This window comes from Exiguobacterium sp. s28 (assembly GCF_018618135.1).
GTDB lineage: Bacteria > Bacillota > Bacilli > Exiguobacteriales > Exiguobacteriaceae > Exiguobacterium > Exiguobacterium mexicanum_A.
Window position 1 is genome coordinate 7,005 of record NZ_JACSLL010000022.1, and the last position, 12,412, is coordinate 19,416.

General features: G+C 49.8%; 8 protein-coding genes, 2 tRNA genes and 1 other annotated feature. Of the genes, 3 read left to right on the top strand and 7 right to left on the bottom strand.

Annotated elements, in window-relative coordinates; genetic code table 11:
• The 6 genes from KNP78_RS15110 to pdxS all read right to left on the bottom strand — a co-directional run bounded on the left by KNP78_RS15110 (position 1) and on the right by pdxS (position 4,736).
• Positions 1–86: transfer RNA gene (locus KNP78_RS15110), tRNA-Ser, on the bottom strand.
• 39 nt (positions 87–125) lie between these two features.
• Positions 126–216, bottom strand: a tRNA-Ser gene (locus tag KNP78_RS15115).
• 155 nt (positions 217–371) lie between these two features.
• A complete protein-coding gene (gene serS, locus KNP78_RS15120; RefSeq protein ID WP_214825353.1) occupies positions 372–1,655 on the bottom strand; it encodes a serine--tRNA ligase in 1,284 nt (427 codons plus the stop codon).
• 52 nt (positions 1,656–1,707) lie between these two features.
• Positions 1,708–1,915, bottom strand: a binding site (T-box leader).
• Between the two features lie 18 nt (positions 1,916–1,933).
• On the bottom strand, positions 1,934–3,178 hold the full coding sequence (locus KNP78_RS15125; RefSeq protein WP_233005522.1) for a D-alanyl-D-alanine carboxypeptidase family protein: 1,245 nt from the start codon (positions 3,176–3,178) through the stop codon (positions 1,934–1,936).
• 87 nt (positions 3,179–3,265) lie between these two features.
• Entirely contained in the window at positions 3,266–3,844 is a 579-nt protein-coding gene (pdxT, locus tag KNP78_RS15130; RefSeq protein WP_034781903.1) for a pyridoxal 5'-phosphate synthase glutaminase subunit PdxT, read from the bottom strand.
• A 1-nt stretch (position 3,845) separates the two neighbouring features.
• Positions 3,846–4,736, bottom strand: a complete 891-nt coding sequence (pdxS, locus tag KNP78_RS15135; RefSeq protein ID WP_021066746.1) for a pyridoxal 5'-phosphate synthase lyase subunit PdxS — start codon at positions 4,734–4,736, stop codon at positions 3,846–3,848.
• 284 nt (positions 4,737–5,020) lie between these two features.
• Here pdxS and pdxR point away from each other — a divergent pair, with 284 nt between their 5' ends.
• From pdxR to KNP78_RS15150, 3 genes are all read left to right on the top strand, one after another.
• Positions 5,021–6,421, top strand: coding sequence for a MocR-like pyridoxine biosynthesis transcription factor PdxR (gene pdxR, locus KNP78_RS15140; RefSeq protein WP_214825356.1), 1,401 nt, complete (start codon positions 5,021–5,023; stop codon positions 6,419–6,421).
• Complete coding sequence (locus KNP78_RS15145) at positions 6,421–7,035, top strand: class A sortase (protein WP_214825359.1); 615 nt, start codon at positions 6,421–6,423, stop codon at positions 7,033–7,035. Before pdxR ends, KNP78_RS15145 begins: the two co-directional genes overlap by 1 nt.
• Positions 7,036–7,173: 138 nt before the next feature.
• Positions 7,174–10,602: an alpha-amylase family glycosyl hydrolase gene (locus KNP78_RS15150; protein WP_214825362.1), complete on the top strand. Its 3,429-nt coding sequence runs from the start codon at positions 7,174–7,176 to the stop codon at positions 10,600–10,602.
• Positions 10,603–10,646: 44 nt separating this feature from the next.
• Here KNP78_RS15150 and guaB read toward each other — a convergent pair whose 3' ends face one another.
• Positions 10,647–12,110 (bottom strand): IMP dehydrogenase, encoded by a 1,464-nt coding sequence (guaB, locus tag KNP78_RS15155; protein WP_214825365.1) that lies wholly within the window; start codon positions 12,108–12,110, stop codon positions 10,647–10,649.
• Positions 12,111–12,412 lie beyond the last annotated feature (302 nt).

Genomic DNA, 12,412 nt, shown 5'->3' on the forward strand with positions numbered 1-12,412 from the left:
GAGGTGGTGGGATTCGAACCCACGCAGGCTATTACACCCCTGACGGTTTTCAAGACCGTTCCCTTAAACCACTTGGGTACACCTCCAAAAAAAATATGAAATTATTGAGCCTCCAAAAATAAAAATGGAGGAGGTGGTGGGATTCGAACCCACGCAGGCTATTACACCCCTGACGGTTTTCAAGACCGTTCCCTTAAACCACTTGGGTACACCTCCAAAGCTCATATACAATTGGTGAGCAATCATCTCGCTCGACATGATTTATAGTATCAACTTGGCAAGCAGATGTCAAACCCTTTTGTGCAAAAACATTAAAAAAAACCAAAAAAATCCCGCCTGAATGATCCGTTTCAGACGGGTTGGTTTGTTCATTAGTGAGGCATTTCAATTTTCTCGATACCGCCCATATATGGACGTAGCACTTCTGGAATGACGACTGAACCGTCAGCCTGTTGGAAGTTCTCTAAAATCGCAGCGACGGTCCGGCCGACAGCGAGACCAGATCCGTTAAGCGTGTGGACGAATTCCGGCTTCGCGTTCGCTTCGCGACGGAAACGGATTCCGGCCCGGCGCGCTTGGAAGTCTTCAAAGTTCGAGCAAGATGAAATCTCGCGATACATCCCTTGCGCCGGCATCCATACTTCGATGTCATATTTCTTCGCAGCCGTGAAGCCGAGATCGGCCGTACACATGCTGAGCACTTGATATGGGAGACCGAGACGCTTAAGCACTTCTTCAGCGTGGCCCGTCAAGAGCTCGAGTTGTTCATAAGACTCTTCAGGTTTCACGAACCGGACGAGCTCGACTTTGTTGAACTGATGCTGACGAATGAGCCCACGCGTGTCGCGACCAGCTGATCCCGCTTCTGAACGGAAACAAGCGCTATACGCCGTATACGTGATTGGAAGTTGGTCTTCCGTGATGATCTCGTCACGGTGCATGTTCGTTACCGGAACTTCTGCCGTCGGTACGAGGAAATAGTTCGTATCCGCCACTTTGAATGCGTCTTCCTCAAATTTAGGAAGTTGTCCCGTCCCGGTCATCGCGTCGCGGTTGACCATATAAGGAGGGAGCACCTCAGAATAGCCATGTTCATCGGAATGCATATCCATCATGAAGTTGATGAGGGCACGTTCGAGACGGGCGCCGAGACCTTTATAAAAGACAAACCGGCTGCCTGTCACTTTACCCGCTCGTTCCACATCGACAATTTTCAAGTCTTCCATGACGTCCCAATGCTGTTTGAGTTCGAATTCGAACGTCGGTTTTGTTCCGACTTCACGGATGGTGACGTTATCGTCTTCCGTTTCGCCAATTGGCGTTGATTCGTGCGGGATGTTCGGGATGCTGAGGAGAATCAAGTTCAACTCCGCCTCGACCTCACGCAATTCTTCATCGAGCAATTTGATTTCGTCCCCGAGGCGACGCGTCTCGAGAATCGGTGCATCCGCATCTTGTTTGTTGCGTTTCAATTCCGCAATTTGTTTTGTCGCTTCATTTCGTTTCGCTTTCTTCACTTCAACCTCATTGATCAAGTTGCGGCGTTTCTCTTCTAACTCCGGGAAACGATCAAGCGCACTCAAGTCTTCTCCTCGATAAGCAAGCTTCGTTTTAATCTCTTCAAAATCTGTTCGTAATCGTTTAATGTCTAACATTCATTATTCCTCCTTTTTCACATAAAAAAGGTGGCACGCCCCTTTCCCGTAGGAAAGGGACGAACCACCTTGGATCCGCGTTGCCACCCTCGTTGCCCGAAATCGGGCCACTCGATGCACGTAACGTGTGCGTAACGTGACTTGTTTCCAAGCCAATGCTCCGAGGCCGATTCGGTTACATCATCCCACTAGTTTGCACCAACCACTAGCTCTCTGTCAGTAGATGACCGTAACGTACTTTTCCCCATCATTGCATCTGTCATTGAATTAGTTTTACTTTACAACATCTCAACTCTATCGACAAGACTCAGTTTTCCGAGCACAAGTCGAATCTCATCTAAAAAGTCCGAGAAGGCACGTGTCATGCGTGTCAAAAACGACGCCATCTCAACCGGTTCGGCCGCAACGAGCGTTCCTTTAGGTGGAAGTTCACCATCTAGATACCGAACGCTTCCAGAAGGCTCGATGGTGACGGTCCCGACCTGTTGATCGGCCGCAATTGGGGCTTTCGTATCCGGAAGATCGTAAGTCGGTTCAGGTACATCCTGCCCTTTCTCGACGAGCACTTCAAAGGCCGACGTCGTGCGCACTTTCGCTGTCTCGACCGCACCTTCAGCGACATGGAGCGTCGCCGGGACGATTTCGCCTGTCCGTAAAATCGGGGTTAAGACGAAGTCTCCATATGCATAGTCGTGAAGAGCTTTCGTGGCAGTATAACGCCCTTGATCGGTCTTCGCTCCGAGAACGACCGACAGCACGGTACGTCCATCTCGCGTCGACACGCCGATGAAGCAGTAACCGGCATCGTCGGTCGTGCCCGTTTTGAAGCCAAGCATGCCCGGATAGGCTAAATCTCGACCGGCGAGCATCCGATTCGTCGCTTCGAAGCGGACCCCGTCGATGTCGACATACGCTTGTTTCGTCACATCGAGCACTTCCGGGAACTTCGTCAAATACGCCAAAGCGAGCATCATCAAATCATTGGCCGATGTCAAATTCTCCCCTGGACGTCCCGCTGACACAGAGTCAAGTCCCGATGCATTGGCGAACGTCGTTTGGGTCATGCCAAGTTCGGTCGCCCGTTCGTTCATTTTCTTCACGAATACCCCTTCCGAACCAGAGACGGCCTCGGCCAATGTGACCGCCGCCTCGTTCGCGGAACGAATCAACGCCACATCGTAAAGTTCTTTTACCGTGTACGGTTTATTGACGAGCGGAATCCGAGCCAATCCTGGTTTTCGGGTCAGCGCCAACGCCTTGTCGCTCGGGGTCACTTCTTGGTTCCAACTGAGGTCACCCGCTTCGATGGCTTCTCGGACTAAAAATGCGGTCATCAGCTTAGTGATTGATGCCGGAGGAAGCATGGCGTCCTCTTCTTGTGAGAACAGGATTTGTCCCGTCGTCATGTCCACAAGCATCGCGCCGGTCGCATCAACTTTAGGTGCCGCCGATGCATCCGTCGGCACGATCATATTTAAAAGGATTGCCCAAACGAGCATCCATCCGATCCATCTTTGTCTCACGGTCTTGCCCCTTTCTATACGTATCTCGTTACAGTGTAGCAAAAAAACACATGAAAAAGGCTCCCTATTTGCTAGGGAGCCTTTCAATCAGACGAGTTGTCGCTTCGTCGCTTCAACCATGTCCAAGAAATAGCGGTGCATCGACAAGTCGTCCGTCAATTCCGGGTGGAACGAGCAGGCCATATACTTGTCATACCGAACCGCGACAATCGCTTCCTCGACCTCGGCGAGCACCTCGACGCTCGCTTCGACCGATGCGACTTGCGGCGCTCGAATGAACACTGCTTCGACAGTGTCATCGATTCCATTGACAGTCAAATCGACTTCAAAGCTATCAACTTGTCGTCCGAACGCATTTCGTTTGACCGTCATTGGGATTTTACGCAAGTGCGCATCATATCCTTCGACTTCGGTCGCGAGTAAAATCAAACCAGCGCACGTTCCAAACATCGGCAACTCCGTATTCTCACGTAACGGCTCGAGCAACTCGTACCGATCGAGTAGGCGACGCATCGCCGTGCTCTCCCCACCCGGTAAGACGAGTCCATCGATTCGATTTAAGTCATCGACCGAGCGGACGACGAGCGTATTCGCACCAAGTGCTTCGAGCATGTGAACGTGTTCGCGAATTGCACCTTGCATTCCGAGTACACCAATCGTGGTCATCTTACCAACCTCGCGGTGCCATGAGTTCTTCTTGTTTGAGCGTGCGGACGTCGAGCCCTTTCATCGCTTCGCCGAGTCCTTTCGACAAGTGCGCGATGCGCTCATAGTCATCATGGTACGTCGTTGCTTCAACGATGGCACGGGCAAATTTCTCAGGGTTCTCCGCTTTAAAGATTCCTGATCCAACAAAGACGCCGTCCGCTCCGAGGTGCATCATGAGTGCCGCATCGGCTGGTGTCGCAATTCCGCCTGCTGCGAAGTTGACGACCGGGAGGCGACCTGCTTCACGGATTTGCATGAGGACTTCAAACGGGGCACCAAGGTCACGCGCTTCCGTCATCACTTCGTCGATGCTCATCGAGAGCAAGCGTTTCACTTGGGCTTGAACGGTACGCATGTGACGAACCGCTTCGACGATATTGCCGGTTCCCGGCTCACCTTTCGTCCGGATCATCGCTGCGCCTTCACCGATGCGGCGTGATGCTTCACCAAGATCACGAGCGCCACAGACGAACGGTGCTTTATAGTCCCGTTTGTAGAGATGGAACTCTTCGTCAGCAGGTGTCAATACTTCGCTCTCGTCAATGAAATCTACCCCCATTGATTCAAGGACACGTGCTTCAGCGATGTGACCGATGCGGCACTTCGCCATGACCGGTACCGATACCGCCCCCATGACGTCTTCGATAATTGTCGGGTCGGCCATACGGGCGACACCGCCCATTTTACGAATGTCTGAAGGTACACGCTCGAGCGCCATAACGGCGACTGCTCCTGCCGCTTCAGCAATTTTGGCTTGCTCCGCGTTGATGACGTCCATGATGACGCCCCCTTTTTGCATCTCAGCCATACCTCGTTTTACTTTGTCTGTCCCTACTTGTCTCTTTTCCAAATGGATCCCCTCCAATAAGCTAGTCTACTTGCAAGTATAAATTGATTTGACTATATTGAAAGTGCCAGTTTTGTATTTTCTGAAGTGGTCAGTTTAAACAAAGGACTTCATTTCCTAATTCTCGAATGTTGTAAAGGACAAGGGGGATGATGAAATGGACCAATGGAACAGTCGTGACGAGGCGCATGGACGAAGCTTTTTCGGGAAAGCCGGAGTGTTTTCGCTCCTGCTCGTTATCGGATTCATGCTCTATTTTTTCTTTGGCTGACTAGAAAGGATTAACTATGGATATGCTCACGTTCTCGCTCGAGGCTGACTCGAGCGTCCCGTTATATGAACAACTCTATTTGCACATTCGACAAGCCATCGTCGATGACACCCTCACCACCGGGACAAAACTTCCGTCCAAACGTAAGTTAGGCGAGTTTTTAGATGTATCACAAACGACAGTTGAACTGGCTTATGCCCAGCTGCTCGCGGAAGGATATATCGAGTCGTTGCCACGCAAAGGCTTCTACGTGTTACCGCAAGAAGAACTGTACGTCCGGCGCGGCAGTAGCGTCATCGAACCGCTCCCGGTGAAAAAAACATATGAGTTCGACTTGTATCCGAGTCAAATCGACACGACCGCTTTCCCATTCGAACGTTGGCGCCGGCACTTAAAACAAGTCGTCTCGGAAGAACATCACGATTTGCTGTCACTTGGATCTGTACAAGGCGATTTCGTCCTTCGTCAAGAGATTGCGACCTATCTCTATCATTCGCGCGGTGTGCATTGTTCTCCCGAGCAAATCGTTGTCGGATCAGGAACCGAGCAGCTGTTGCCCCAATTGTTAGAACTGTTGCCGGATACCACGACGTTCGGCATTGAGGATCCGGGGTATCCGCTCACCCGCCAACTTTTCGCCCATCAACGACGGACGTTCATTCCAATTCCTGTCGATGAGAGTGGCGTCCGTGTCGATGTGGTGGAACAAGCAGCCATCGATGCCCTTTATGTGACACCGGCCCATCAATTCCCGACCGGAACGATTTTATCGGTCAGCCGCCGTCAACGTCTGCTCAACTGGGCATCGGAGCAGCAAACATATGTGATCGAAGACGATTATGACAGCGAATTCCGTTATAGCGGTAAGCCCATCCCGTCCTTGCAAAGCATGGATCAAAACGAGCGGGTCGTCTATTTGAGCACGTTCTCGAAATCGCTAATGCCTTCATTGCGAATCGGTTATATGGTGCTCCCCCCTCCGCTGTTGAATCGCTACCGGGAACGTTATCGTCACTTCACATGCAGCGTGCCCCGCTTCGAGCAACACACGTTGGCCGAATTTATGGCGACCGGTGATTTTGAGAAACATCTGAACCGGATGCGTAAAACATATCGACGTAAACTTGAAATCATCATCGCCGCTTTCAAACCGTATGAACCGATCGTCTCCATCACAGGGGCGAGCGCAGGCCTTCATGTTGTGCTATCTGTCCAAACGACAAAGTCGAGCGAAGAATTAAAACGTCTGGCCGAAGCCGCGAGTATTCGAATCAATGCGATGACCGATTATCGCATCAACTCAAGCGATACGGTCCCACAGCTTTTATTCGGGTTTGCCGCCTTATCTGAAGCAGTATTACCCGCTGCCGTCAGTGCACTCATGTCGTGTTGGAACATTGAGAAAGGAAGAGATTGATGAAACGGTCACGCTATTTCGTCGGTGGTCTCCTCTTATTAATCGGTACACTCCTGTTATCCGAATCGTGGTGGAAAAATCAACTCGCGACGTGGAATAGTCAACAAGTGACCGCCGAGATTCAACCGAAACAGCCCGAAACCGGCGAATTTGAGTTTTCAAACGTCGAGCCGTTATCCTGGGAACAACTATTGACTGTGCGCAATCGGTTTCACGAACTACCGACCCTGGGTCTCATTTCTATTCCAGATGTTAACCTCGAACTGCCCATTTTATATGGCCTCGATAACGAGAACTTGGCTGTCGGTGCCGGAACGATGGATCCGTCCCAGCACATGGGAACCGGAAACTACGCACTTGCCGGCCACTATACGCAAAGCCCGACCGCACTGTTCGGGCCACTCCATACCCTCGACATCGGCATGTCTATCTATGTAACCGACATGAAGCACACGTTCCAGTACGAAGTTACTTCCCTAGAGACTGTCCCCCCGACACAAGTTGATGTACTCGAACCAACAACTGAACCGACGATTACGCTCGTCACGTGTACGTTCGATGCGACGGAACGGTTGATTGTGAAAGGACTCCTCGTGAAGCAAACGCCTCTCTAACCGATAGGCGTTTTTATTATTTTTCAAAAAACATATTGTTAGCGCTTACATATTCAGCTAAACTATTCCTGAAACCGTTTGCACAATTTTAACAATTCGTTGCCCTGTAGACGACACATTCCATGAAAGAGGTGCTTTATGAAGAAGAAAGCGGCACGACAGACGACCACGTTACTTTTATCATCCGTTCTCCTGATCCAAGCCGGCGTCCCGATGAACGCTTTGGCTGAACCTGCCACAATCTCAATTGATGGCTTAAAAACAGATTGGACGAACACGCCAGCGCTCGCCACATCCCCACAGGCGGGTTGGCAAGGATTCGATTTAGGAGACGTCTATCTGCAGAACGATGCACGTAACCTTTACTTTTATGTGGATGCGAACAACGTCCCGAACTGGGGCGACAATGGTCAGTACATAAATATCGCCCTCCAAATCAATGAACAAGATTCAGGCGTAGCGACAAACCCGCTTGGCTATCCGTTCAACTTTAGCCAAACCGATAAAAAACCACAGTATCATATTTTACTTCGCGTCGATGGCGATACATCAGTAAAAGAAGCTGCTCTGTATGAAGCAGGTAAATCCACACCACTCGCAAACTTAAGCAACTTGAACGGCGCCTCGTTTGCTATTGACCGCACGAAAGGATTTGAAGGCAAAATCCCATTGTCCCTGCTTAGCCTAAGCAACGAGGATACCGTTCGGGTCCTCACGGTACTCAGTGGGAATAACGCTACCGAGCATGGTGCGTTCGACACGATTCCAAGTAATTCGGCCAACAAAGTCGCCGATAGTTGGAACGTTTCGGCTACTCCGTCGACACAATCGGTATATAGCCCAGCCTTCACGTTGAGCGGTGTCGAGACGGTCAGTCAACTCGAAGTGACAGCAGTCACACCGGCCAATCAATCGGAACAAGTGGACATCAAATCCCCAATCACTTGGACGTTCAATGAGCCTGTGTCGTTAGACGCTTCGAACATCAGCTTGATGAATGGCGAGACAGCTGTACCGTTCACGGCTGAAGCGAGCGGATCGACAGTGACCGTCACACCGACCGAAGCACTCGGCTTGAATCAAACATATACCGCGACCCTTCCCGCGGACGCTGTGAAAGGAAACCTGTCGAACACGACGTTACCGGCATTGACGACGTCATTTAAAACCATCACTGAAATCGCCGATCCATGGAAAACACAACGCTACATCGAGATGTTGTACGTCCGGGCCGACAACGATTATACCGATTGGAATTTATGGACGTGGAGTACTGGTGCCAAAGATGGCCAAGTAGATCCATACAAAATCACTGAAGAAGGTGCCGTCTTCCGTATCCCGGTCGGAAAAGATGCGACCAACGTAGGCTTTGTCATCCGCAAAGGCACGGATTGGGCTGTGAAGGATGGTTACGGGGAAGACCGTTATGTGAAACTCGGCAATGATCGAGTCACAAAGGTCGTCGTCGAGAGCGGAAAAGGAACGTTCCACCAAGTACCGACGATTCAAGGGCCCGTGTTTGAAGATGGTGCCGTCACGTTCTTCTACCGTGACAAAGCATTGTATGAAGAAGGACAACTCGATGAAATCGACAGCGTCGCGTTAAAAGTCAATGGCACGACATACCCGATGACTTACGAAGCGAAGAACGAATGGTTCCGCCATACGGTCAAATTACCGGAAGGGAAACATGATTATACGTTCCTTGTCACAAAAGATGGCGTCACGACCGAAGTGAAGGATCCTTACTTCGAGGCTTCGAGCGTCGAGTATCGTCGTCCCAACGTCAAATTGACCGCTTCTGTTGCTCCAAAAGCGATTAGTTCTCGAGAAAACGCGGTCGTCCAGGTGAAGCCGACGTTGCCAAAAGGTGTCCAATTACGAGAAATGTACATCGATGCCCGTCCACTCGGTGGACCAGCCAAGCTAGCGGTAGACCCGGCACTGAACAAACAGACGATTGCAGTGAAAGATACTGTCAAACCAGGCAACAAGTATTTGACGATTACGGCGATTGACCAATACGGAAACGTTCATAAGACGAAAACATCGTTGACGGTCCGACCGGTCTCGATGAAGGACAAGCAAGAGTTCGATTGGGATGAGGCACGGATTTACTTCATGCTGACCGATCGCTTCTATGACGGGGATAAAACGAATAATAACCCGAATGGTGAATACTACGACCAAGACCATCTTGAGTCGTATCACGGCGGCGACTTTGCCGGCGTCACGAAAAAACTCGACTATTTGGACAAGTTAGGTATCAATACAATTTGGATCACACCGATCGTCGACAACATTGACTGGGATCTTCGTTACGGTAAAGACGGCTCACAGTACGGCTACCACGGCTATTGGGCGAAAAACTTCGAAAAACTCGATGAGCATCTTGGGGATATGAAGGCGTTCCATCGTCTCATCGACGAAGCAAACGCACGAGGCATCAAGATTATGGTCGACGTCGTCCTGAACCACCCTGGCTACGGCATGGAACCAGGAGCTGTGGACACGGGTGCGACAAACTTCCCGACAAATCAGGAACGTAAAGCGTTCGAGGGAATGATTCGTTCGAACCCGGTCGATGGGGATGATTTAAAAATGTCACTCTCTGGGCTGCCAGACTTTAAAACAGAGGAAGCAGCTGTTCGTGAACAACTCGTCAAATGGCAGACAGATTGGATTAAACGCTCGAAGACGAAAAAGGGTAACACCATCGACTACTTCCGCGTTGATACAGTCAAACACGTCGATTCGACAACATGGAAGTCGTTCAAAAACGAGTTAACGGCACTTAAACCAGACTTCAAGATGATTGGAGAACATTACGGCGCGAGTGTAAACAACACGGGCGGTTACTTACAGAGCGGCCAAATGGATTCGCTACTCGACTTTGACTTCAAATATCAAGCTGAGCGGTTCATCAATGGGAATATTGATGACGTTGAGAGTGCGCTCCAATACCGCAACACACAACTCTCGAATGAAGCGACGCTCGGACAGTTCCTCAGTAGTCATGACGAAGACGGTTTCCTCGTATCACGTGCCGGAGGAGATGAAGGAAAACACATGGTCGCCGCTTCGCTTCAAATGACGGCGAAAGGTCAACCTGTCATCTACTATGGTGAAGAGGTCGGTCAGTCAGGAAAACATGCCTTGGATATGGATAAAGGCGAGTTCAATGAAAACCGTTATGACTTCGACTGGAAGCGAGTCAAAGGAGAAGGCAAAGTGATGCACACGCATTACCAGAAGCTTCTCAATATTCGTGCTGACTATTCGAAAGTATTTAGCAAAGGAACACGGGCCGTTATTGCGGGTGGGTCTGCGAAGGGATATTCTGTCTTTGAACGAAAACACGGCAAGGACTCGATCCTTGTCGCCTTGAATACGACAGAGGCGAAGCGAACAATTACGTTCCAAACGAACCTTAAGTATAAGACGAAACTTGTCGATCGCTATAGTGGACGAAACTATGTGGTCAAACGAGATGGCAAAGTCACGGTCATCTTGCCTGCGCAAGATGATGGTGGTACAGTCATTCTTGTCAACAAAGTTAAAAAATAATAATAAAAAGCCGTTGCCTCTGAATCGAGACAACGGCTTTTCGTTTAACGTGAGTAGTTTGGAGCTTCTTTAGTGATATGAACATCATGTGGATGGCTTTCTTGCAAGCCAGCCCCTGTCATGCGGATAAACTGCGTATCTTCGCGTAACGCCCGAATGTCAGCTGCCCCACAATAACCCATTCCTGAGCGAAGGCCACCAATGAGTTGATACACCGTATCTGCCAACTCGCCACGATAAGCGACACGACCTTCAATACCTTCCGGCACGAATTTCTTGTCCGCTTCTTGGAAGTAGCGATCTTGGCTTCCACGTTTCATCGAGGCTTCAGAACCCATTCCACGGTATGTTTTGAACTGACGTCCTTGATAGATTTCCATCTCACCTGGACTCTCTTTCACACCAGCGAGAAGACTACCGAGCATGACCGCATGACCACCAGCCGCAATTGCTTTCACGATATCACCTGAATACTTGATTCCACCATCGGCAATGACTGTGACACCATGTTCTCTAGCTTCTGTGACACAATCGTATACCGCTGTGATTTGTGGAACGCCGACACCTGCTACGACTCGTGTCGTACAGATTGACCCTGGGCCAATCCCGACTTTGATGACCGATGCACCGGCTTCAATCAAAGCCCGTGTTGCTTCGGCTGTCGCGACATTCCCTGCAATAATCGGGAGTGTCGGGAACATGTCACGTAACTCTTTTACTTTCTCAATGACGCCGGCTGAATGGCCGTGAGCTGTGTCTACCACTAGAGCATCGACACCAGCATCGACAAGGATTTGAGCACGCGATGCGGCATCTTTCGTGACACCGACGGCGGCTGCAACGAGTAAGCGACCTTGTTTGTCTTTCGCTGCGTGCGGGAACTGTTCGACTTTCTCAATATCTTTTGTCGTAATGAGACCTTTTAACACACCTGAATCATCAACGAGCGGTAATTTTTCAATCCGATGTTGATGAAGAATGCGTTCTGCTTCTTCAAGGGACGTCCCTACTTTTGCGGTGACGAGGTTTTCCGTTGTCATGACATCCGCAATCACTGTCGAGTAATCTTTAATGAAGCGAAGGTCGCGGTTTGTTAAAATCCCGATCAATTTGCGTTCTGTTTCCGAATTAACGATTGGAACACCTGAGATACGGTATTTACTCATCAAGTACTCTGCATCGTACACTTGACGCTCAGGCGTCAAATAGAACGGGTTCGTGATGACGCCGTTCTCCGAGCGTTTAACGCGATCGACGTGTTCTGCCTGCATCTCCATCGACATGTTTTTATGAATGACTCCTAGACCACCTTGGCGTGCCATGGCGATGGCCATCGGTGCTTCTGTGACCGTATCCATACCTGCACTGATGATTGGTACGTTCAACTCTAGACCTTCACAAAGTTTAGTGCTCAAACTCACATTTCTTGGCAAGACATTTGAAAAGCGCGGTACGAGTAACACGTCATCAAACGTTAATCCTTCTTTTGCAAACTTGTTTTCCCACATAAAAATCGATTGCCCCTTTCCCTATCGGACCCGAATCTTTGTTTCGAAATATTTCTGTAATGGTAACAGGTATAGGGCGAAAGTGCAATTCAATTCACGATGTTCAGAAAGTTCAGAATTGTGTTCGTTCCATTCACTTTCATCTTTTAATGTTCGGAATTAGATTGTATGTGTCGCTTACGAATAGAAAATTTAATGACAATCCACAAAAAAAGACGACCAAGCGGATGCTTGATCGTCTTTCGCGTTGGCCTGGCAACGTCCTATCCTCACAGGGGGAGACCCCCAACTACTTTCGGCGC

Coding starts and splice junctions, on each gene's coding strand:
- serS (WP_214825353.1), bottom strand. CDS start 1,655: ATGTTAGACATTAAACGATTACGAACAGATTTTGAAGAGATTAAAACG.
- pdxT (WP_034781903.1), bottom strand. CDS start 3,844: ATGACCACGATTGGTGTACTCGGAATGCAAGGTGCAATTCGCGAACAC.
- pdxR (WP_214825356.1), top strand. CDS start 5,021: ATGGATATGCTCACGTTCTCGCTCGAGGCTGACTCGAGCGTCCCGTTA.
- KNP78_RS15145 (WP_214825359.1), top strand. CDS start 6,421: ATGAAACGGTCACGCTATTTCGTCGGTGGTCTCCTCTTATTAATCGGT.
- KNP78_RS15150 (WP_214825362.1), top strand. CDS start 7,174: ATGAAGAAGAAAGCGGCACGACAGACGACCACGTTACTTTTATCATCC.
- guaB (WP_214825365.1), bottom strand. CDS start 12,110: ATGTGGGAAAACAAGTTTGCAAAAGAAGGATTAACGTTTGATGACGTG.